This window comes from Nostoc sp. (assembly GCF_036917815.1).
Taxonomy (GTDB): Bacteria; Cyanobacteriota; Cyanobacteriia; order Cyanobacteriales; family Nostocaceae; genus Nostoc.
The window spans coordinates 1-22,065 of record NZ_JBALEK010000090.1 but is presented as its reverse complement, the minus strand read 5'-3'; the positions used below and the strand labels follow the sequence as shown (position 1 = coordinate 22,065).

Below are 22,065 nucleotides of genomic sequence, written 5' to 3'. Positions count from 1 at the left end.
ATGGTAAAACAATACAGTTTAGTTGAGCATATCTTCTTTCCCTTTCACTGGTTCCCAGCCTGAAGGCTGGGAACACATTCTGGGAGGCTCCGCCTCCTATTTCTTGACAAGAGCTAGAACCTCTCGGAATACATTCCCAGCCTAGAGGCTGGGAACGAGGCGATTGCAAGTCGATGCATTGGCATTGCAGGATATTGCCAAATTTAATTTGCGACAAATTGCCCTACTAAGTCCAAAATTTGATCATTTCATCATTAAAAAACCACAATGCCTGAATTGTTTAAAGGAGAATTTTCTCGTCGCCAAATTCTGACTACTGCTGGCTTAGGAGCAATTTCAGCCGCCGCAATTGGTAGTATGGGCGAAGAAGTCGCTGCTCAACAGCCAACTGTGCAAGCCACTCCACGCGGAGGCGAGTTGCCACCTCAGATTCAGTTTCCGCCCATCTCGGAAAAGACAGAGGTTGATACAGGTGGGCCACCAACTGCATTACCCCCAGAGCGACGCTTAGGATTTGCGATCGTCGGACTGGGAAGACTAGCATTAGAAGAAATTATGCCTGCGTTTGCTGAATGTAAATTAGCAAAGCCAACTGCATTAGTTAGTGGTGATGCTGCCAAAGCAAATCTTGTTGCCCAGCAGTATGGCATCAAACCGCAGAACGTTTACAACTATCAGAATTACGACAATCTCCGCAACAATCCAGACGTTGATGTGATTTATATTGTACTGCCTAACAGTATGCACCGAGAATATACGGTGCGTGGTGCAAAAGCTGGGAAGCATATTCTTTGTGAGAAGCCAATGGCAACCACAGTAGAAGATTGTCAGCAGATGATCGATGCGTGTAAACAAGCCGATCGCAAGCTGATGATTGCTTATCGCTGCCAATATGAGCCGCACCATCGCGCCATGATTCAGATGATCCGCAGCAAAGAATTAGGAACTGTGAAAGTGATTCAGGCAGATAATGGACAAAATCAGGGAGGTGACTTAAACCAGTGGCGATTGAAACGCGCTTTAGCTGGAGGTGGTTCTTTACCAGATGTGGGAATTTATTGCTTGAATGCAACTCGCTATTTAACAGGAGAGGAACCGATCGCAATTAGCGCCCAAATCTTCAGCACTCCTGGCGATCCGCGCTTCAAAGAAGTAGAAGAAAGTGTCACCTTCCAGCTGCGGTTTCCCAGTGGAATACTAGGAATTTGCTCCAACAGCTACGGCTTTCACGAAGGGCGGCGGTTTCGCGTCTTTGGCTCTGATGCTTGGGGACAAATCGATCCAGCGTTCTCCTACAACGGTTTGCGGATGATGGTTTCACGCAAATCACCAACAAACAGCATGGCAGAAAACATTAGCGAAGTGCGGATAAGTGAGAAGAATCAGTTTGCTTTAGAAATCGATCACATGGCGGATTGTGTGATTCAGAACAAGCAACCCCATACCCCTGGGGAAGAAGGTTTACAAGACCAAAAACTGATCTCGTTGATTTACGAAGCCGCGCAAACAGGCAAAACGATCACTCTACCTCGTGTCTCAGGATTAGATACCACTCGTGGCCCCGCTCCCAGAATGCTGAAGTAAATATGTGCATACCGCAGTTATGACAACCTCTGCTTGGAGTCCGCTCCGTAAATCTTTGTTTCGCGATCGCTGGATTGCCTCAATTGTCTCCAACATTGGCGGTTGGATGGAGGACACGGCGGGAGCTTGGCTAATGACTTCTCTCACCACCTCTCCCCTATTGGTGGCACTTATGCAAACAGCCGCAACTTTGCCGGTGCTGCTGTTAGGATTACCAGCTGGAGCAACGGCAGATATTTTCGATCGCCGTCGGTTACTAATATTTTGGCAAGTTTGGATGCTGATTGCTGCACTCATGTTGAGTGGATTAATTTTTGCAGGTAGAATTACACCGTGGTCACTATTGGCGCTGACGTTTTTCCTTAACTTGGGAGCGGCAATGAATGGCCCAGCTTGGCAAGCTATTGTACCAGAATTAGTACCGCGATCGGAACTCATGGCTGCCATTGCTTTAAATAGTGCTGGGTTTAATATTGCCCGAGCAGTTGGCCCGGCGATCGCAGGTTTTATACTGGTGGCAGCTAATGCAGGAGTCGTCTTTTTGATTAATGCCCTCTCTTTTATTGGGGTAATTATCATCCTTTATCGTTGGCAACGCAAACCATTTTACGAAAGTGCCCTCCCCGCAGAGCGAGTATTAGGTTCTATGCGGGCTGGTATACGCTATGTCCGTTTCTCTTCAGCCCTGCAAGCCGTGTTAATTCGAGGCGGTGTTTTAACTAGTTGTACCAGTGCTTTGTTTGCATTGTTGCCTTTAGTGGCACAGCAGGATTTGCAACAAGGAGCAGGTGGCTATGGTTTATTACTCGGTAGTTTTGGATTTGGGGCGATTATCGGTGCGATTTTGATGCCACAAGTGCGTCAACATCTTACAGCCGATGGAGTTGTGATTGTAGCAACTCTGGTGTTTGCGATCGCTATATTAATTCTGGCATTCATTCACAACGTACCTTTGGTGTTGCTAGCTTTGGTGGCGGCTGGAATTGCTTGGACAAGTATGACATCCAGCTTGAATATTACAGTTCAGCTTGCTGTTCCGGCTTGGGTGCAGGCGCGGGCGCTAGGAACTTATCAAATGGTATTTCAAGGAGGTTCAGCAATTGGTAGCATTGTTTGGGGTGTAGCGGCGGAACATTGGGGAACGCCAAGTGCCTTATTCGTTGCTGCCCTTGGGTTAATTGGGGGAACTTTCACCGCGTGGCGTTACCCGTTGCTGTCAGGAAAACTTGATTTAGCTCCGGCATTACGGCGGGCGGAACCGCTAGTAGTAATTGAATTGCAACCAGAAGAAGGGCCAGTTTTAGTCACACTTGAATATTGTATTGACCCAGAGCAAGCTGAGGAATTTATAGCAGCAATTCATGTTCTGCGAGTGGTGCGGTTACGAGATGGTGCGATTCGCTGGGGCATCTTTCATGATACATTGCAGCCACATCGCTACTTAGAGACATTTATCGTCGAGTCTTGGGTGGATCATTTACGTCAGTATGAACGCTTTACAGTGGCAGATCGAGAGATTCGCAAAAAGGTTTTTGCCTTTCATCAAGGCGATGAACCCCCAGTTATTTCTCACATGATTTATGCTTACCAATCTTAAGAAGCGCGATCTGAGAAAAAACCATTGTTTTCATTGGGACTACTTGCTCAAATTGACAAACTGCTAGCAACAGGAAAATAAGCAATCAAATGAATGAATTACAAGCAATCTTAGAAGGCTTCGAGTCAAGTCAAAAAAATGGTGAAATCACTTTCCTGGCGACTGTAGTTAAAACTCAAGGTTCAACCTATCGCCGACCGGGTGCTAAAATGTTGATGACAAATACAGGTCGGATGGTCGGAACAATCAGCGCTGGTTGCTTAGAAAACGACGTATTTGAGCATACTCAACAACGAATGTCAGACGGCGAACCAATTGTTGTTACTTACGATAATACTGCTTCGGAAGATATTCTGTGGGGCTTTGGTTTGGGGTGCAATGGGATAGTGCAAGTTCTGATCGAACGTCTTGAGAGAGAAAGTACACCGAATGCGATCGCTTTTATACAGGAGTGTTTTCATCAAAAACATTTAGGTATTATTGCTACAGTCTTTGCCTTGGAAGGCGCAGTCAAGGTCAAACTTGGGTCGCGCTTACTGCTCTATCCTGATGGTAAATTTATCACTGACATCAAAGATGCCAATTTAATTCAATCTCTGATTGCAGATAGTCAAGCAGCCTTTGCTAATCAAAAGTCAAGGGTAAGTAACTATCAGTTACCTTTAGGCAATGTAGAAGTTTTCATCGAAGTTATTCAACCACCCATACATGCAGTAATATTTGGTGCAGGTTATGACGCTGTACCAGTAGCCCAGTTTGCTCAAGCATTAGGTTGGCAAGTTACTGTAGTCGATTGTCGAGCGAATGAGGCAACTAGAGCGCGATTTCCTCTGCCTTGTGATGTGATTCTTAGTCGGCGAGAAATTGTCCATAAACAGGTATTTATAAATGCCTATACAGTTGCTGTGGTTATGACGCATAATTACCTTGATGACAGGGAAATTTTGAAAATGTTGCTGCCATCTCCTGCACGTTACATAGGGGTTTTAGGGCCAAAGGTGCGTACTGAGAGATTGCTTGAAGATTTGCGCTTGCAAGGAATAGTTTATAATACTGAACAATTAAGAAGATTGCATAGCCCGATAGGGATTGATATCGGAGCAGATACACCTGAAGGAATAGCGATCGCCATTATTGCGGAAATTCAAGCAGTGCTAACAAACCGCAGTGGTAATTTTTTAAGAAATCGCAATCAACCAATTCATCAATGCGATGAAAGCAACTTAAAATTACTACTTACCACATAATTTTTGTCTGTTATGGAATTTAACACTGAGCAAATAGACAATGAAAAATCAACCATAGCCATTATGATTCTTGCTGCTGGTGCATCGACTCGGATGGGTACACCAAAACAACTACTGCTTTACCAAGGACGTAGCTTTTTGCAATACATTACAGAAATGGCGATCGCTTCAGTTTGTCAACCTGTGGTAGTAGTACTTGGAGCCAATGCAGAACAGATTCATCCCCAAATTAAACAACTTCCCGTTAAAGTAGTTAAAAACTTGGATTGGGCTTGTGGAATGAGTACTTCAATCAAGAGCGGTATTGAATTGTTAAATAATCTTCCGCAAAAATTAGAAGCAGTAGTTATTACACTTTGCGACCAGCCATTTGTTTCTCAGCAAATTATTAATCAACTTGTTGATACATATTATTCAACAAGAAAACAGATCATTGCTTGTGAATATGCGGGTACATTAGGTGTACCCGCTCTATTTGGTCAGAGATTTTTTTCAGAACTTGCTGCTTTGAAAAATGCTTCAGGAGCCAAAATAGTTATTAATAATAACCTGAATGAAGTGTTTTCCATTCCGTTTCCTCTAGGGGATATCGATGTTGACACACCAAAAGATTATGAACAATTGCTATCAATTACCAGAGCTACTGATTCTGCTCGTAGCGTAGCCACCGATTATTGTGCTCTACAGCAGTCAACCAAGGCCGATTTACCTTCCCCAAAGACTGCAACAGATTTTTGACTGTCTCCTCCAGTGAGTCTGAATACAGTTAGGTGCAACTAAACTCATTCACTGCACTAACAATCGCCCAGCACCCACCCTTGCCTCTGAGTTCCAGATTGTCCTTAACTAGGATTTGGCAGACTTCGCCGATTTGGTAGGTGTTTGGTACTTTCGTCCTTTCAATTATGCGCTGCACTACATCTTACTTATAAGGCGCTCAACTTGGACAGATACATCAGGAAAGGCTAGGGGTGAAATAGTACCTGTGGTTAGTGTCATCTCGGTTTTGTATTCCCCATTTTTTAGGTCACGAAATACTTTTAACTGCGGAGTCTTCAGGTTGACAACCCAGTATTCAACAATACCAGCCTCACCATAAATGTCTTTTTTGTCACCTAAATCTTTGCTCAGGGTGGCTTTGGAAAATTCAATTACCCAGAAGATATCTTCTGGGTAAGGATGGTGTTCTAAGTAGACCTCACCTAAAGGTTTGACAATCGCAACATCGGGAGCCGGTTCGGAATCGTTGGGTAAGGTAATGGGTTTGGCATCACGGATTTTTACCCGTTCACCGAGCAGTGTGCGAAGATAATCAGCTGCTTCTGTGTTGTAGTAGGCGTGAGGTTCTCGTTCTGGGGGCATAACAATCAGGTCGCCGCGCAATAGTTCAATGGACTGGTCGTCAAAGATACCTGCCTCTATTGCTTGGTGATAACGTTTAATTGTCCATTTATAGGTAGTTACAGTCATAACCATTATTTAGCTTTTTTCTACCAATTAGACATTCTTGTTTACTTTGATTTTAGAATGAAGCACTGGCTAGTTCATCAGACATTGTTGCTTAATTACTTTATGTCTATTCAAGTCTACGGCATTCCAAACTGCGGCACTTGCAAAAAAGCTTTGACGTGGCTCCAACACAACAATATTGATTATCAGTTCATTAACCCCTATTTTTATGCTCGTTTTCCCAAGTTTGTAGTTGACTGTTACTGAATACCACCGCCACCTCTTGATGCAGCATTTGCTGCATCAATATGCACCCGCTCAACTGTTCCGATATTACCTGTATGTGCTAAGGAAACGGCAACGTTAATCACGCCAATATGCGAAAAGGCTTGGGGAAAGTTACCAAGATGCGCCCCTGTCTCAAAGTCAATTTCTTCTGCAAATAGTCCCAACGAACTGCTTCGTGCCAGCATTTCCTCAAACCAAACACTAGCCTCTGTAGCCCTTTGAGCCAAGATAAGTGCGTTGATCAGCCAGAAGGTGCAAAGAACAAAGGATGCCTCTTTACCACTCACGCCTTCTGGTGCATCTCGGTAACGGTAACACAGTCCATTCTCAACTAAATGTTCGATAGTCGCATCAATTGTTGACACCATGCGCGGGTCAGTTCCATCAATGAAGCCAACACTAGACATTAGTAAATTAGAGGCATCAAGAGTTTCATCTTCGTAGGATTGCTTGAAGGCACCAAGTTTTTCGCTCCACCCTTTTTCAAACACTTCATTGCGGATTAGTTGGCGCTCCTGTCGCCAACGGGTAGTATCACCAGTTAGCTCAAGCGCCTCAGCCATTTCGATGCCACAGTCTAATGCCACCCACAGCATCACTTTCCCGTAAACAAAATGTCGCAAACCCCCACGCACTTCCCAGATGCCGCTATCTGGTTCGTGCCAGTGTTCAGCAGCCCAATCTACTAGTGGGCAGATGTGTTCCCAAATTGCAGTTGGATCGTACTTTCCAACCTTCCAGGCGAAATGTAAAGCACTAAGCACCTCACCATAGACATCAAGTTGAACTTGTCCTGCTGCACCATTGCCGATCCGAACTGGCTGCGAGTCTCGATATCCTCGCAAGTGATCTAAGGTTTGCTCAACAACCTGTCCACTTGATGTAATCGGGTAAAGGATTTTGATTCCAGTTCCTTCCATCTTCACAGTCTGGGCGATCCAATTGAAGAACTGACACTCATCATCAAGATAACCAGCTAATAGCAATGCATAAAGAGTAAATGATGAGTCCCTAATCCAGGTGAAGCGATAATCCCAGTTCCGCCCCCCACCAATTTCTTCTGGCAACGAAGTTGTCGGTGCAGCTACAATTGCTCCTGAAGGGGCATAAGTCATCAACTGTAAGGTCAGCGCACTGCGAACAACCGCGTCTCGATACGCTCCTTGATAAGTACACTTATTCGCCCAACCCCGCCATTCGGCGCAAGTTGATGCCAGGGCATCCATTGGGTCTAGATTTGGCAGTTGTGCATCCTCATCCTCCTCAGTCAAAAGCGTGAATGCAACTCGCTCTCCGGCGTGGAGGATGATCTGACAGATAAATGTATTGCTTGTTGTGTCCAGATGCCATTCAACAGGTCCAGTAACGGTGAATGAATCAAACCTGACTTGGTTGCCAGATTTGACTAACTTGGGAATTGTGCGCCCATAGTCAGGGCGAGGAGAGCAAGTACTAATAAGTTCAACTGTTCCTTCACTAACCTCGACAATTCGGATTAGCCTGCCAGGTGCTATTCGGCTTTGTTGCTGCTCCTGGTTGCTAATATCCATAAAATCCAGCAGCGAAATTCGTCCTGACTCACACCTAAAAATTGTTTCTAGTACATTAGTTTCGTTCAGATACTGATGACTACTTGACCAAGCAGTAGTTGGCTGGATACTCCATCTCCCGCCACATTCTAGATCCAAAATTCGAGCAAACAAAGACGGCGAATCAAACCGAGGTAAGCAAAGCCAATCAATCGAACCACAACTACTGACAAGAGCTGCGGTATGGCAATTCCCGATCACCCCATAATCTTCTATGGGCAGAAAGGATTGGGTCGAAACTGTTGGGTTGCTATTGGAATCAGATGTAATACTCATTACCGTCTTTAGCTGCTGATAACCTTTTACAAAAATCTTATTGGCAATTGGGATTTTTTTACAGATTTTATTCCTTATATAGTTTACGAATTTAGTATTTATTGTAAATTCAAGGGTTTAAGACCCCAACCATTACATATCAATACGGTTCAGTTAACGAAAAATTTGAACTTTTGTAATGTTGAAAGACTTATTCTTACGTTCAACTATTGAGAATAATCTCAATTAACAACCTTAACTGAACCGTATTGCATTACATATAGCGCGGAGTCGGAGACACTCCGCCTCCGATCAGTTTCAATCGGGGTTTATTTAAATCCCCCGAAGTTGCCACAACGCTCTTAACTTATCGCTTGGCACTTCTCAACTCTTGGAGACGCACTCGCGTTCGTCTGAAATGTCTTTAATTTTGAATTGTTAAGTGTCATTCCGCAAAACCCTAAATGGCTGATTATTGCTTTCCCATGTACGGATGTCCAAATAGAGTTGTGTCTGGTGAAAGTAAATTTCTTCATAAGCAAGCCGTAAACTACGCTCAAGACTGTTCGGTTCAACATCAGCAGCTTTGTTAGAGCCAAGTGCTTTGCGTAAACCAAACGACAAAATTTCCACCAAATGATGACCACAGCAGATTTGCCAAGGATCGTGATTATTGCTTTTTTGACTCTTTAACCGTTCTTGCAGATTTTTCTCGTTCAAAGAGAAAGCTTGGGATTTATTTTTAATCTCCTGAATCAGCTTGAGTTCATCAATTTGCAGAGTTTGCTCATCAATGAACTTGCTAAATGTAACACCCTCAAAGGTTAGATTTAATCCGTCAGATTTAGATATCCAAAGCAAATAACCTACCGACATCCCATTTTCAACTAATACTAATTTTACATCTCTCTTAAACTGAGCAATTTTCTCTTCAGAACCAAATTCAGCGAGTACTTTGTTAAATGCTGGTGATTTAATCAGCATAGTTTCAAGGTCATGGCTGTCAGTGTAAAGAAGATTAAGACTTGTGTATAACAAAGTTTCAAGGCGATCAAAATCTGCATCAACAATCGCTAAAACTCCCTGAAAATTTGAGTGTTCAAAAATTTTTAAAATTTCAATAGCACGCTGTTTACTAGAGGGTTTTCCTGATGTTTCGACTAACTCACAAACTAATTGGTCAACAAATCGCTTATAGAAAGTTTTATCAGAACTTCCTTCCACTAATAAAAAAGTTCCAGTATATGTGCTTCGTCGTAATCGTATTTGGTTTTCAACACGGTCAACTGTCAGAAAATCTCTCACTTTTGTGGCCCTTTCAGTTCAACCGTCAAATCCCAACGATCTTGAATTATATCTGGTGAATGAGTAGCCATTAGTATATTTAAATCTGCAAGCTGTGTAATGTCTTGTAAGTCCTTTAAAAACTGAACCTGCCATCCTACATGAAGAGATAATTCCGGCTCATCAATTAAAACTAAAGAATTAGGCTGGACTTTAAATAATAGTTCATATAGAAGAACTAACTCATGTTGCTCACCAGATGATAAATCTGCTGGCGAAAGAGTTTTTGAATTAGATAATGATGATTTATAAAGTGTTGTAAAAACAAATCCCTTTTCTTTACTAAAATTTATTTCTTTGTAGGAGTAGGCAAACTTATTATTAATAATTTTCCTTAATAATTCGATTTTACTTGCTATTTCAGCAAAAACACTCAGCTTCTTTTCCACATCTTCAACATATACCGACAAAGCATTTTTGGTGCTTTCATCTATATCTTGAGGCTGGATTTGAAATTCTGAATCTTCATCTTTATCCAAAAGACCTACTTCTATTAGACGAGAGCGATTTGCTTCAAGTTCGTTTAATTGATCTCGAAGTTGTTCATCTGTTAAATCTACGGATGATTGTTGCTTCACTACTCTAACTGGAAAAGTTCTGTCAAGAGATTGAGATATTGTACCGTATTCCTTAAATTTATCTTGCATTAGTTTAGCAAGTTCATCAGAATAGGCAGACACAGTTGATAACATTGAAGGTGTTTCAGCAGACCATCTGGAACGGTTAGGAACAAAATTAAGTAAACGTTGTGATTCAATGAGGCGAATATGAATATTGTTTTTCAATTTCTCTAACCACTCAGGCTCTTTTTTTAACTTAAATGATGAAGGCAATACATTATCAAAACGTTCTAAAACTTGTTCTAAAGAAAGAGTTTCTCCAGTAGGATCATACAGCCACTTTTGAGGAGATATTCGTTCTAAGCCTGGTATAATCTTATCTAAAGTACCAATCCGAATGTCTATGTCACTAATAATTTTCATTGGTTTTAGAGGAAAATAATCTTGCTCTAAGTCAGGCTGATAAAAATTGAAAACAATATTATTTTTTTTGGATTCCTCTGCATTCTCGGTATTTTTTATTTCAAGACTAGCATTATTATCAAATTCAAATCGGAAAGTTTTAAATGGGATGGTTTTCAATTCTGCGTTTCGGGAGTTAAAAAAACTATTTATAATTCTTAAAATTGCTGTTTTGCCGAAACCATTTGGGCCATGAATAATCGTGATTCGTTCATCCATGTTCAATGGGATAACATGGTCAAAAATTCCAAATAAGCCACTGACGGAAATTTGCTTAATTCGCATAGTCATCTAGTCCTATAGCCATTGGCTTCATCGCTTTAATTCTAACTTCTATCTCTCTCTGGAAAGCACAGGAAACAAAAACTTCAATTCTTTTGTATCCTCTTTCTTAGAAAGTTTTGGTCGTCGATTCGCTTTTAGGCGTTACCGAAGGGTAGCCGGCACACCCTGCGGGATATTGCTACAGATTTTCCCCTGTTTAACTAGGTTGTTGAGGCTAAAATCATAATAGTTGAGCTTGTTCCAAGAGCGATGGCTGCGCCAACGCTCATGGGAATTGCCAGTTTATTGCTCAAAATCGAGAACGCAGTTGCTATGATCAAACGCCTGCTTGTGGTAGAATCTCCGGGAAAAGTCAAAAAACTCAGTCAAATTCTGGGTTCGGATTGGAAAGTTCTAGCCAGTTGTGGCCATATCCGAGAACTCAGCAATGAAGGGGACGATTCCTTGGGCTTTGTCATGGACGGGAGTAATGTACGCTGCAATTACATCCCGCGTGACCAACGAGCGAAAGAAACAATTCAGAAACTCAAGTCTGCGGTGAGGCAGGTTGATGAAGTTGTTTTAGCAACTGACCCAGACCGGGAAGGTGAGACAATCGCTTGGCATCTCAAAGAAACGCTAGGTTTAAGGGAACCGAAACGAGTAATTTATACTGAGATTACAGCATCGGCGGTGCAGAGTGCGATCGCTAATCCCAGAAAACTAGATCAAAATTTAATCGGTGCTGGGCTATGCCGAGATTGCCTAGATAAGTTGGTAGGTTACAAGGGTAGCCCTTTAGTTTGGGCATTGAATAACGGCGCCAAGAGTGTTGGCAGAGTCCAAAGCGCCACGTTGCACTTGATTTGTCAGCGAGAAAACGAAATTCTGGCCTTTGTCCCCCAAGATTACTGGAGTGTTTGGGTCGATTATGCTGAAGGATTCCGAGCTTTTTACAAAGGGACGGTCGATTCTGCAAAAGATGCAGCAGACCAAGAAACTGAAACTCACGATGACGCAAAGGTAGGTAATAGTCCAGAAACACCGGAGTCTAAGCGTGTTCTTTCGGAAGCAGAGGCTACACGTTTAGTTGAAGAAGCACAGCGACATCCTCATCAGGTGATTCATTTTGAAGGAAAAATCGTTAACCGCCAGCCACCGCCACCATTTACAACTTCCAGCCTTCAGCAAGCAGCTGGTTCAAAGCTGAGGTTTGCTCCTGACAAAACTATGGTTGTTGCTCAAAAGCTTTATGAGGCTGGGTTAATAACATATATGCGAACAGACTCAGTAATGCTGAGTCCAGAATTTTGTGCCAGCGCCCGCCAATGGTTAGAGCAAAATGACCCGCAGAATGTACCGCAGCAAGTCGCCAAACATCGCAGTAGCAAATCGGCTCAAGAAGCACATGAAGCGATTCGTCCAACGGATGTTTTTCGTCCCTCAGTTCAATTGCGCTTAGAACTTCCTGATGATGAGTTTAATTTGTATGTGATGATTTGGAAACGGTCAATTGCTTCTCAGTGTCGTGCTGCTCAATTGCGTAAAACTCTGGTGATTACTCAGTCTGGTTCTCTATTGTGGTCAGCTAGAGGGCAAGTGATTGAATTTTACGGTTATGCCCGATACTGGAACAATCTCAGCAAGGATAGTATTTTACCTTCATTACAACAGGGACAAGCATTGAAACTAGAGAATGCTGGACATGAGCAGAAGCAAACCCAGCCACCACCTCGTTATAGTGAACCAAAATTGGTACAACTGATGGAACGTAAAGGAATTGGTCGCCCAAGTACTTATGCTCCTACTATTGCTACCTTAAAAAAACGAAATTATGTGGAGTTGAAAAAAGACCATCTGCAACCGACAGCGTTAGGCTTAGAAGTTGATGCGTTTTTGCTCAAAGCACTGCCAGATTTACTAGAGGCGGAATTCACAGCGAAAATGGAAGATGCCCTTGATGCCATTTCCGAAGGAAAAAACTCTTGGCAGCATTATTTAACTAGTTGGAATCAGAATTATTTTATACCAGCGCTTTCCAAAGCTAAAACTGTAGTTGTGAGTTGTTCAACAGGTAAAGCTAATGTGATAACTGAGCGCAAATATGAAACTTCCAAAACGCGATGCCCTGAATGCAACAATTTTCTCGCCAAAATTCCGAGTAGTAAGGTTAAAAAGAAATATTTCCTCAAATGCACCAAAGGCTGTGAAAATGTCGTGCTATTTTGGAGCGACTTTAACAAAACTTGGCAGCCACCACAAACTAAAATAGTTCCGGCTGAGAATCAACAAAAGCCTCCCCTGAAGATGACGGCATATCCCTGTCCAGTATGTAAGAAACCTCTTGAGGAGTACAGTTATATCAAAGAGGGGCAGAGTAAGACAATGTTGCGATGTTCTGACCCGCGATCGCGTAAAGATACGAAACATAAAGATGTAGCTTATTTCAATACGCCAAAAGGGTGGTGGAGTCCGAAGTTTGGGGAAATATTAAAAACTTAACTAATTTTAGCTATTAGTGTTGCAGGTCATTAAATTTTAATCTTTTACTTCTTCAGTTTCTTTAAAAATATCCTCATCATCTTCAATTTCATCAGATTCCTCTTCGTCCTCCTCAGAAGAGTCAAGCAAATCTCGAACTTCAGCAAAAGAGTCATCTGATTCAGAAGATTCCTTTATCTGCTCATCAATCAAATCAACTTTAGGTAATTCCACGTGAAAATCTTTTCTCCAAGTGGAAATCAAATTTTCATTCCAGTTAACCTCATTACTGACATCATCTTTAGTACGTTTTATCAAATCTCTCACCCCATCAGAAGAATCAAGCAATATCATTCTGACAAGATCAATACATCTTTCAACTCCAGATCCTGTAGTGATAATGGTTAGGTTTTGATTTGGGCGTACTAGAACATTAGACCAATGAGATTGATCTCGACTGAAAAAACCATCTTTATCCATTTTAGTAATACTAAGCGATATCGCATTAAGAATTGCTGGAATACGATACTCTATTCTTATCTTAAGCAAGAACCTTGAAACAGCAAAGAAAAGAATTTTTTGTCCTAGAAGAGTATAAAGAATGCTGGAATCTCGTAATTTTTTTATACTTGCTTTTTGACTTGCGTTTAATCGAGATTGCTCTGGTTGAATAGGAATATCTATACCTACGTGACTAATCTGTGATACCCAATCTTTGAATGGCTGAAGTTCAGTGAAAAACCACTTAAGCAATTCTTTTGTACCTATTTCTGGAAGTTTAGGATGAGACTCATAATAAGTCTCCAAAGCAATATTACGCTCAGTTGGTGAATTAAATGATTTCTTTAAAGCTTGCTTCGGATAATCTTTTAATAGTTCAATAGTACATTGGCTAACCAAATCTAGAGTCGTTAAGTAAGGTTCTGATTGGTTTAGGCTTCTTGCTGTGGAAGACCATTTAACGAATCTATCTTCAAGCACTCCTTCCTCTAAAAGCTTTCTAGGAATCAATGCTGATATTTTACTATCATCAAGCAATAGTTGAGTTTGTTTATCAATTGATTTTGCAGTCTTGTTTATCACTGTAAAGATATTACGAGTTGCTTTAATGATCTCATCTCTTACAGTTTCACTTAAGTCTGAATGGCCAACTCTGCCTAGATTACCAAACACTAGATAAACAACTGGTATGTCAAAAGTTTCTGAACAACTAAAGTTTTCTTTTATTTGTTGAGAGTTTAAAGGCTCTTTTCCAGTATGGGCGTTCCAATATCTTCTTAATGAAAGAAGTCTATGTTGACCATCAATTACAATTCTAGCTACATTCTTATATAGCTTTAAATTGACCCATTTTTCGACAGTTTTTCCCTGACTACTAACTGTAGAGAAGTCCCAAAATTCTCTCTGGTCATTTGAGTTTGGTAAAAGTACAACTACAATTGAATTAAAAAAGCGAATTCCACCCTGTGCTAGGTAAGAAAATATTTCTGTATTCGCTCTGTTTTCATCTAGTTTTCTTTGAACTCGTTCAGAGAAGCTCCAACTGCCTTGAATTTCATCAGCAAATCTAATGTTTTCAACTGCATCACTTTGATCAAGAGTTGTTATGAAGTACCTAACCTCACCAAACTCACCACTAATTGCCTTATATTCAATAGTCTCTGGAGACTGATTATCTAATTCCATTTTTAACTTCTCTGTGTATTAAATTTAGGCTGACATAGCTGAATTAACAGGCTTTCTAACTCTCTAGAAATGTTTTTTGGGCAAGGTAAAAATACGAACAGAAATTCATCATTGGGTCTTAAGTTTGCGTACTTTGAGAAAAATCCATCATCTCGCTCCAAATGCTGAATAAATCTATCTCTTAAGTTGCTTGCAGTGCCAATGTAATCTGGGCGTTGGAGAATGCTACATGAGATCAGAAGATTTTTTAATATTCTTCGTTCTTTAGGCTGAGAAACAGCTTTGATAAATTGAGCCATTTTTTGAGATAAACCAACGGACTCTCCACAAGTATCGACAATGAACTTACTTCTATTATCTTTCTCAGAAAACTTTGTTTTAAATACCGTATTTTTCATACGAGTATCTATATGGTCAGATAATTTATTTTCTAAAAAATCAAATGCATGATATAAGGCATAAATACCTGATGTTTCAGGAATATAATCTGCGGCAGATATAGTTGCCGTTACTACGGTAAAGTTTTTGAAAAAGTTGTCGTGAACTGTTTCTTCCATAGATAGAAATCACAAAAAATTTAGATGAAAAAGCTGTGTTCTATCCCCATGAGCAGAAAGCTATGCCTTTCCCCAACACCTAACATTTAAGACGGCATCTACTCACGCCTTGAAGAACAAGAGTACGTCTCAAAGATAAACGATGCTCCTAGAAGAGAATATAGACTATTTAGAGGTTGCAATCTGGGCTTTAGCATAAGTAAAGAACAGCTAAAAGCTGGTGAATATGAGCCTATGTATCTTTTAACACAGTTTCCTTGCTTTAGCCGCAAGTTCTGCGATGTTCATCTGCTCGTAGTGTTCAAAGGGTTGGTGAATCCAAGGGTTGTCAGCCAAGTAATCGACATAGTAATCGGGTGCCATAACTGAACAGGCTTTATACCAAAGTACGGCGGTGCGAATTTCCTCAATGGGGAAATCAATATTTTGTTTGAGCCAAGGTATAGTTTCTTGCAGTGTGATTCCAGAGTCTACTAAGTCATCAACTAGGAGAATACGCGAACCTAACTTTTCAGCAGTCATCGTCAAGTGGCGTGAGAAAATTAAATTACTTCTTTCTTGCTTGCCAGTGCCACTGTAAGATGAGGTTGCTAAAATTGCCAGTGGTTGCTGGTATATACGGGAAAGAATATCTCCAATTCTTAGTCCTCCTCTGGCCAGACAGATAATCTGGTTAAATTTCCAACCGGATTGATAAATCTGAATCGCCAGTTGTTCAATTTTCTGGTGATAATCTGACCAAGAAACATAAAGGTCTGGCATAAGTCTAACAGGAGTGGTAGATAACTAGTATTGAAGGGAATTGCAAGTTTTTTATTTTAGTATGAGTGCAAGTTATTATGAACGATTCTGTTGCTGATGGCGATGCCCAACGAGATATTCTCAGTGAAAAACTCGACTTAAAAACAAAGCTGGCTTACGGTGCAGGAGATTTAGGCCCAGCAATTACTGCAAATATCTCGGTCTTTTATCTGCTGTTTTTCTTTACCAATATCGCTGGTATCCCTGCGGGTTTAGCTGGCAGCATTTTGATGATTAGCAAAATCTGGGATGGTGTAAACGATCCGCTTGTTGGGTTCCTGAGTGATAAAACGAAATCTCGTCGCTGGGGTCGTCGTCTTCCTTGGATGTTTTATGGGGCAATTCCCTTTGGAATTTTCTTCTTCTTGCAGTGGATTGTACCGCAATTTAGTGCAAATCACAGTGATAATGTTTGGCCGTTATTCTGGTATTACGTAGCGATTGGGGTGATATCTCAGTCTTTCTACACGGTTGTGAATTTGCCTTATACGGCGATGACTCCAGAACTAACTCAAGATTACGACGAACGCACTAGCCTTAACACCTTTCGCTTTACATTTTCCATTGGTGGTAGCATTTTGTCATTGATTTTAGCGCAAATTGTTTTTTCCCAAATTGCCGATCGCCAACAACGATATGTCTTTTTAGCAGCAATTTGTACGGTAATTTCGATTTTAGCATTATACTGGTGCGTTTTTGGAGTCCGCGATCGCATCTTGGCTTTTGAGACCAAACGCATCCAAGCCGAGGAACCTGCATCTCTCCCCTTCCCCGAACAGCTAAAAATTGTCTTCAGCAACCGACCTTTTCTATTTGTTATTGGTATATATCTTTTTTCTTGGCTAGGTGTGCAAATTACAGCCAGTATTATTCCCTATTTTGTAGTAAATTGCATGGGTCTCAAAGAATCAGATGTGCCTACAATACTGATTGCAGTGCAAGGAACTGCCCTGCTAATGCTATTTGTCTGGGGGGCGCTGAGTAAAAAACTCGGCAAAAAAGTTGTTTATTTTCTGGGAATGAGTTTATGGATAATAGCCGCCGCAGGACTATTTTTCTTACAACCTGGTCAAATAGTTTTGATGTATGTGATGGCTGTCATGGCTGGTATTGGTGTCTCCACAGCTTATCTAATTCCCTGGTCGATGATTCCCGATGTGATTGAATTAGATGAACTCCAAACCGGACAACGCAGAGAAGGCATTTTTTATGGCTTCATGGTTTTGCTACAAAAATTTGGTTTAGCTTTCGGGCTGTTTTTGGTGGGAAATGCTTTGCAAGTAGCCGGTTTCAAAGAATCTGTAGCCGGAAGTCCATCACCCATCCAACCGGAATCGGCACTGTTTGCGATTCGCGTTGCCGTTGGCCCCATACCTACCGTTTGTTTGCTTTGTGGCTTAGTTTTAACGTATTTTTACCCAATTACCCGCGAGATGCACGCAGAGATCATGCTGAAACTCAAAGAACGACAAGAGAAGAGGGAGAGTTAAGGGAGCAGGGGGAGCAGGGGGGAATTTTGGAAGTTGGTGACATACTCCCGCTTTCTCTGCAACTCCAGATTTTTTGTGTTATGGCAACCTCACCTTTCTAGCTTACGGCCAACCATATACCACAAACCCACGGCATAGGGAATGTAATGAAGTTCTGTAAAACCTGCTTTTGCAAACTCGTACTCAAAGTTGAAATGGATAAAGTCATCCAACCACGGTTCTTGAAAAGAAGCGCTTAGGGCGTATTCACCACGATAGGTGTCAGCGTATAGTACCCAACCTCCGGGTTTGGTAATCCGGTACATCTCTTTAAGAATCTTAGGTGTCCACTCTTTAGGAGTTTCGTGCAAGAGTAGTGATGACGTGACAAGATCAAAGGAATTGTCAGGGTAGCCAGTGTGACGGGCATCCACCTGCTCGAAGGAAACCCGCTCACTAAATCCAACCTTGTTAAACTTGTGCTGACTGATGACCAGCATATAAGGCGAAACATCAGTAACGCGAAAAGTTGCCTGGGGAAACCGCCGTGCTAGGGTCAACGCTCCACCAGCCGTACCTGCACCAAGCTCTAGCACTGTCTCAATTTGAGCGTCTTCAGGAATTAGTTCAGCCATTTTCTCGCGCAGCTGCTGGCAACTAACATTGTGGCTGAGAGGAATAATGGCATCCATCGCCGCATCCCACCCTAAACACGACTGAGGGTTGGTGTAGGAATCCGTTGTCCCATGAATGGGAGCGTGGATGTAGTCAGGGTAATATTCATGGTCGGTATGGTAGCCTTTGAGTTCCTCTTCCCAATTAATTGAGGCATATTCCTGCATTACTAAGGGCATCGCTGCGGTAATGCGTTGAATCACCTCGGTTCGATACGCTTGTTTCTCCTGTGCAGTCCATCTTGGCATAAATGAATATCTCCTACTTACACTCGTTGCTGGCCTTCCTAGACTCCAACTTGGAAACGAGAAATAAACTGCAAATACACTGATATTCTAGTCTTTTTTTTGTATGAAATGCAGGTGATGCTTGGCAGATTGCCCCATACCCAATTAGCAGTCCCTTGTATTTGCGATCGCAAACTGACTTAACCTAAATATATGCCTTTAGCAGAGGTAAATTTAAAGGCTATGTTCGATTTTTAAATAAATAGTAAGTATCAGGAAGGACTGAACTCAGTCTTAGAGGTTGTTTGAAAAGTCTACTTCTTGGTAGTAAAACGTTTAGATCCCCCTAAATCCCCCGATAAATTGGGGGACTTTGACTCCGGTTCCCCCCTTTTTAAGGCAGGGCTGTTTCATTCGATCTCTTAGAGATTTTGTCAATAGTATAAGTCAGAAATTTGCTTGATTTGGTTATCGAAAAGATACCACCTCAACGAGTAAATTTCAGTGCGATGTCTACGACGGGCTACGCCTACGCGATTTTCTCGCCCAATCAGATTTTTTAGTCACCTGACTTTTTTGCTTGAAACGCTTGTAAATCAGAGCCTTTTAGGGAATGAATCAGCCCTGCCTTTTTAAGGGGAGCCAGCGCGGTCTTCTCCCTTGGCGCTAGCCTCTCCCTTTGGGAGAAGGGGAGACGCTAAAAGCGATGGGGTCTCCCCAAGTAGAGCGACTGGCGTGGGTTAGGGGGGATCTAGAAGTGCCTAAAATCACAGCTAAAGACTTTTCAAACAACCTCTTAACCATAAGATCCCCGACAACTTTTACGAAGTCGGGGATCTGAGTCTCTCGATTTTCACAACTCATTTAGGATTCCTATGGTAGATTTATTGTTGAAGTGCGATCGCTTTTGCGACAATACACTTGCGTGAACATAAGCAGAAACAAAAACCCTCTCCCGTTAACTTTTTACTTCTCTTTCTATCTCCTTTGCTCCCCTACCCCTACCTCCCCTAATCTTTAACCTCACGCACGGTAATTGAAAAGCCATCTCCCAACTTAACAGCTATCAAGTCATAGCATTTCTTTTTCATCTCCGTTTCCCAAAAAAATTCTTGTTGGAGTGGTTCTCCTGTTTCAACCACCTGCACTAACTTTTCAAAAAATCCTGGAGTGAGTCGATTGAGCAGTTTCTTTTGCATTGAATTATTAGTGATTTCTTGTCGTTTTTTCCCCAAGAGTTTGGCAAAGACAGGATTAACTAAGAGATAGCGAAAGTCTTCGATTTCTCCAGTTACCATATTCCTCATGGACTGCATGGCGGCAATTCCATCTCTGGAACTGTTCAACACACTGGCGAGAAGGGCGCGAGATTGGTAGAGAATTTCTGCGGTTTGTCGATGCTGCTCGATTTCTCGTCGAAGCTCGTGTTTTTGCTGTTGGAGGGTGAGGTGAGTTTGAATGCGGGCGATGAATTCTTCGGTTTGAAAGGGTTTGGTGATATAACCCACTCCCCCCACTTGAAAGGCTTTGACTTTATCAAAAACTTCGTTTAATCCACCGAGAAAAATAATGGGAATGCTTGAAGTTTCTTCTTCAGCTTTCAGGATTGAGCAGACTTGATAGCCATCGATATCTGGCATTTTTATATCGAGTAAAATGACATCTGGGGGGTTGTTGCGGACGGTTCTTAATGCCATTTTACCGTTGGTGACACTGCGAACTTTATAGCCCTGTTTGGTTAAGATGTCGTTTAAAAAATGCAGGTTTTCGATGAGGTCATCAACAATTAAGATATTGCCTTTGGGGTCTTCAGTTTGATAGGTGTCGCTTTCTGCGATTTCTAGAGGGGACTGAGTGGGGGTGGCGCTTCGTTCTAAAAGTAAATTGCGAAAGTTATTCTTGCTTACTTTTTTTTCGAGTAAGTCTGAAAGGTGTTTCCATAATAACCCAAGTTGCTAGTTACTCTGATGGGCGATCGCAATGGGTGTGTTAAGCAATAAAATGCCCTCCAAGAAGAAAATTAGGAGGGCTATATGCTAAACGAAATAATTGCCATATATGCTATCACAGACGATCTGTTAAAGGCGATTGGGCATCATGAAGACAGTCGTCGAGAGATGAATGACGCAGAAATTATTACAACTGCAATAACAGCGGCGATGTTCTTTAATGGTAATCATAGCAAGGCTTGTAGCTATATGAAAGACCATAAGTTAATATCTAATATGTTAGAAAAGTCACGTTTTAACCGGAGATTACACAGTGTCTCAATGTTAATCAACGACTTGTTTCATCAAGTGGGAATGGTACTGAAGGAAATTAGTGATTCCACGGAATACCTTTTAGACTCGTTTCCAGTGCCGATCTGCGATAACATCCGGATCTTTAATGTCAAAATAATCCAGTCGGCGCAGTATAGAGGTTACATCGCATCGAAAAAACGATATTTTTACGGGGTTCGAGTTCAGTTATTAACCACCAAAAATGGTATTCCCGTAGAATTTGTGTTTATGCCTGCTAGTGCCAACGATGTACGTGCGTTAAATGCCTTACCTTTAATGTCTTGATGATTGAGCGATCGCTTTTCTGGTTGCACCCAAAGCCACGCGATCGCTTTTTTGTGGAGAGATAGCTAATTATCGCTTTGGGGAATTTGGTCGGGCGATCGCCTTTCTTTCATCAATGCCATTTTAACCGGAGAGCGATCGCTCTCTCTAACAGATAAAGTAGAGCGATCATAGCTCTTCCTGCATGATGGAATCGTAATCCTGCCCCCCGTAAAAAACGCCGTGGATGATCACCCTATGGGCTGTTACCGAAAAGGCGATGGTGGCACGTTTGGCATACTCGATAGTTCGCAAATGCGATCGCAGATCATCACGTTTGGTTCCGCGTTCCGGGAAGGTGGAAAGACCTTGGCAAAAGGCAATAATGCCGCTTATGTAACGCTTATGTAACGCTCTGCCCGTTCCTAAGAGCCACGATCAGCGATATAGCTGTAGAGATTGCTAAGGTGTTGCTCTGCCCGTGGCGAAAAGATGACGCTGTATTGTTTCATCTAGCGTTGCTCTTCGGTGGTGCGCTTGTGGTACTGCGAGCGGATACGCGCCATGATCTGTTCTGCGGGAACCCCAAGCTTGGCATCAGCTTCACAGTCGTCATAGCTTTTCACCACTTCTTCACGCAGCCACTTCTCAAGAGCGGCATCACGCGCCTGGAGGGTACGAAGACCATCGCGGATAACTTCGCTTTCTGTAGCATATTCACCCGAAATGACCTTAGCCTTGACCATTTCCAACATATCATGAGGCAAGGTGATCGTGAGGGCTTGTGTAGTTCTCATAAATGATTCTCCTGCTTGAAGCCAATTGAGCGCAGCGTATGATTTAACGTATCGCGGAAGTCCCCACCCTCAATGTACTCATAGGGTGGGGATAGGGAGCGGGTTGGATAAGGAGTCGTCAATCTTGTGGCTAGGCAATTTGTCAATGTAATCTTCAATCATTTGAGTCACTGTTTTTTCCTTGAAA

The 22,065-nt window shown here is 42.0% G+C and carries 17 protein-coding genes and 2 pseudogenes; 9 read left to right on the top strand and 10 right to left on the bottom strand.

The genetic code is table 11. The features are described 5' to 3' along the window. Positions 1-267 precede the first annotated feature (267 nt). The 4 genes from V7K97_RS27805 (at position 268) to V7K97_RS27790 (ending at position 5,166) form a co-directional block, all read left to right on the top strand. Positions 268-1,584: a Gfo/Idh/MocA family protein gene (locus V7K97_RS27805; RefSeq protein ID WP_334804200.1), complete on the top strand. Its 1,317-nt coding sequence runs from the start codon at positions 268-270 to the stop codon at positions 1,582-1,584. Between the two features lie 19 nt (positions 1,585-1,603). After that, positions 1,604-3,181, top strand: coding sequence for an MFS transporter (locus V7K97_RS27800; protein WP_334804199.1), 1,578 nt, complete (start codon positions 1,604-1,606; stop codon positions 3,179-3,181). Positions 3,182-3,270: 89 nt separating this feature from the next. Continuing rightward, positions 3,271-4,428, top strand: a complete 1,158-nt coding sequence (locus V7K97_RS27795) for an XdhC family protein (protein ID WP_334804198.1) — start codon at positions 3,271-3,273, stop codon at positions 4,426-4,428. 12 nt (positions 4,429-4,440) lie between these two features. Then, positions 4,441-5,166 (top strand): nucleotidyltransferase family protein, encoded by a 726-nt coding sequence (locus tag V7K97_RS27790; protein ID WP_334804197.1) that lies wholly within the window; start codon positions 4,441-4,443, stop codon positions 5,164-5,166. Between the two features lie 177 nt (positions 5,167-5,343). On the opposite strand, the gene V7K97_RS27785 is transcribed toward V7K97_RS27790, so the two are convergent. Next, the gene (locus tag V7K97_RS27785) at positions 5,344-5,898 is read right to left on the bottom strand and encodes a Uma2 family endonuclease (RefSeq protein ID WP_334804196.1); all 555 of its coding nucleotides are present in this window, start codon (positions 5,896-5,898) and stop codon (positions 5,344-5,346) included. A gap of 102 nt (positions 5,899-6,000) precedes the next feature. On the opposite strand from V7K97_RS27785, the pseudogene V7K97_RS27780 reads away from it, so the two are divergent. Continuing rightward, positions 6,001-6,096: pseudogene (locus tag V7K97_RS27780) on the top strand (glutaredoxin domain-containing protein); the annotation flags it as partial. A gap of 41 nt (positions 6,097-6,137) precedes the next feature. On the opposite strand, the gene V7K97_RS27775 reads toward V7K97_RS27780, so the two are convergent. The 3 genes from V7K97_RS27775 to V7K97_RS27765 form a co-directional block, all read right to left on the bottom strand. Then, positions 6,138-8,030 carry a glycoside hydrolase family 15 protein gene (locus V7K97_RS27775; RefSeq protein WP_334804195.1) on the bottom strand — a complete coding sequence of 631 codons (1,893 nt, stop codon included), beginning with the start codon at positions 8,028-8,030 and terminating at the stop codon, positions 6,138-6,140. A gap of 417 nt (positions 8,031-8,447) precedes the next feature. Further along, positions 8,448-9,314, bottom strand: coding sequence for a DUF4435 domain-containing protein (locus V7K97_RS27770; RefSeq protein WP_334804194.1), 867 nt, complete (start codon positions 9,312-9,314; stop codon positions 8,448-8,450). After that, positions 9,311-10,660: an AAA family ATPase gene (locus V7K97_RS27765; RefSeq protein ID WP_334804193.1), complete on the bottom strand. Its 1,350-nt coding sequence runs from the start codon at positions 10,658-10,660 to the stop codon at positions 9,311-9,313. Before V7K97_RS27765 ends, V7K97_RS27770 begins: the two co-directional genes overlap by 4 nt. A gap of 312 nt (positions 10,661-10,972) precedes the next feature. Here V7K97_RS27765 and topA point away from each other — a divergent pair, with 312 nt between their 5' ends. Next, positions 10,973-13,141 carry a type I DNA topoisomerase gene (topA, locus tag V7K97_RS27760; RefSeq protein WP_334804215.1) on the top strand — a complete coding sequence of 723 codons (2,169 nt, stop codon included), beginning with the start codon at positions 10,973-10,975 and terminating at the stop codon, positions 13,139-13,141. 36 nt (positions 13,142-13,177) lie between these two features. Here topA and V7K97_RS27755 read toward each other — a convergent pair whose 3' ends face one another. The 3 genes from V7K97_RS27755 to V7K97_RS27745 all read right to left on the bottom strand — a co-directional run bounded on the left by V7K97_RS27755 (position 13,178) and on the right by V7K97_RS27745 (position 16,125). Further along, positions 13,178-14,806 (bottom strand): DNA sulfur modification protein DndB, encoded by a 1,629-nt coding sequence (locus tag V7K97_RS27755; RefSeq protein ID WP_334804192.1) that lies wholly within the window; start codon positions 14,804-14,806, stop codon positions 13,178-13,180. Positions 14,807-14,808: 2 nt separating this feature from the next. Next, positions 14,809-15,363 (bottom strand): GIY-YIG nuclease family protein, encoded by a 555-nt coding sequence (locus tag V7K97_RS27750; RefSeq protein ID WP_334804191.1) that lies wholly within the window; start codon positions 15,361-15,363, stop codon positions 14,809-14,811. Positions 15,364-15,606: 243 nt separating this feature from the next. Then, entirely contained in the window at positions 15,607-16,125 is a 519-nt protein-coding gene (locus tag V7K97_RS27745) for a phosphoribosyltransferase (protein WP_334804190.1), read from the bottom strand. 77 nt (positions 16,126-16,202) lie between these two features. Here V7K97_RS27745 and V7K97_RS27740 point away from each other — a divergent pair, with 77 nt between their 5' ends. Continuing rightward, positions 16,203-17,654 carry an MFS transporter gene (locus V7K97_RS27740; RefSeq protein WP_334804189.1) on the top strand — a complete coding sequence of 484 codons (1,452 nt, stop codon included), beginning with the start codon at positions 16,203-16,205 and terminating at the stop codon, positions 17,652-17,654. An 89-nt stretch (positions 17,655-17,743) separates the two neighbouring features. Here the strand turns inward: V7K97_RS27740 and V7K97_RS27735 are convergent, their stop codons facing one another. Both V7K97_RS27735 and V7K97_RS27730 read right to left on the bottom strand, forming a co-directional pair. After that, positions 17,744-18,556, bottom strand: coding sequence for a class I SAM-dependent methyltransferase (locus V7K97_RS27735; protein ID WP_334804188.1), 813 nt, complete (start codon positions 18,554-18,556; stop codon positions 17,744-17,746). A gap of 989 nt (positions 18,557-19,545) precedes the next feature. Then, a complete protein-coding gene (locus V7K97_RS27730; RefSeq protein WP_334804214.1) occupies positions 19,546-20,322 on the bottom strand; it encodes a response regulator in 777 nt (258 codons plus the stop codon). Between the two features lie 246 nt (positions 20,323-20,568). Here V7K97_RS27730 and V7K97_RS27725 point away from each other — a divergent pair. Then, positions 20,569-21,093, top strand: a pseudogene (locus tag V7K97_RS27725) (transposase); the annotation flags it as partial. A gap of 235 nt (positions 21,094-21,328) precedes the next feature. Continuing rightward, complete coding sequence (locus V7K97_RS27720) at positions 21,329-21,481, top strand: hypothetical protein (RefSeq protein ID WP_334804186.1); 153 nt, start codon at positions 21,329-21,331, stop codon at positions 21,479-21,481. A 112-nt stretch (positions 21,482-21,593) separates the two neighbouring features. Here V7K97_RS27720 and V7K97_RS27715 read toward each other — a convergent pair whose 3' ends face one another. Beyond that, on the bottom strand, positions 21,594-21,878 hold the full coding sequence (locus V7K97_RS27715) for a ribbon-helix-helix domain-containing protein (protein ID WP_334804185.1): 285 nt from the start codon (positions 21,876-21,878) through the stop codon (positions 21,594-21,596). Positions 21,879-22,065: the final 187 nt, after the last annotated feature.

Coding starts and splice junctions, on each gene's coding strand:
- V7K97_RS27765 (WP_334804193.1), bottom strand. CDS start 10,660: ATGCGAATTAAGCAAATTTCCGTCAGTGGCTTATTTGGAATTTTTGAC.
- V7K97_RS27720 (WP_334804186.1), top strand. CDS start 21,329: ATGATCACCCTATGGGCTGTTACCGAAAAGGCGATGGTGGCACGTTTG.
- topA (WP_334804215.1), top strand. CDS start 10,973: ATGATCAAACGCCTGCTTGTGGTAGAATCTCCGGGAAAAGTCAAAAAA.
- V7K97_RS27775 (WP_334804195.1), bottom strand. CDS start 8,030: ATGAGTATTACATCTGATTCCAATAGCAACCCAACAGTTTCGACCCAA.
- V7K97_RS27735 (WP_334804188.1), bottom strand. CDS start 18,556: ATGCCAAGATGGACTGCACAGGAGAAACAAGCGTATCGAACCGAGGTG.
- V7K97_RS27805 (WP_334804200.1), top strand. CDS start 268: ATGCCTGAATTGTTTAAAGGAGAATTTTCTCGTCGCCAAATTCTGACT.
- V7K97_RS27745 (WP_334804190.1), bottom strand. CDS start 16,125: ATGCCAGACCTTTATGTTTCTTGGTCAGATTATCACCAGAAAATTGAA.
- V7K97_RS27755 (WP_334804192.1), bottom strand. CDS start 14,806: ATGGAATTAGATAATCAGTCTCCAGAGACTATTGAATATAAGGCAATT.
- V7K97_RS27795 (WP_334804198.1), top strand. CDS start 3,271: ATGAATGAATTACAAGCAATCTTAGAAGGCTTCGAGTCAAGTCAAAAA.
- V7K97_RS27715 (WP_334804185.1), bottom strand. CDS start 21,878: ATGAGAACTACACAAGCCCTCACGATCACCTTGCCTCATGATATGTTG.
- V7K97_RS27785 (WP_334804196.1), bottom strand. CDS start 5,898: ATGACTGTAACTACCTATAAATGGACAATTAAACGTTATCACCAAGCA.
- V7K97_RS27750 (WP_334804191.1), bottom strand. CDS start 15,363: ATGGAAGAAACAGTTCACGACAACTTTTTCAAAAACTTTACCGTAGTA.
- V7K97_RS27800 (WP_334804199.1), top strand. CDS start 1,604: ATGACAACCTCTGCTTGGAGTCCGCTCCGTAAATCTTTGTTTCGCGAT.
- V7K97_RS27740 (WP_334804189.1), top strand. CDS start 16,203: ATGAACGATTCTGTTGCTGATGGCGATGCCCAACGAGATATTCTCAGT.
- V7K97_RS27790 (WP_334804197.1), top strand. CDS start 4,441: ATGGAATTTAACACTGAGCAAATAGACAATGAAAAATCAACCATAGCC.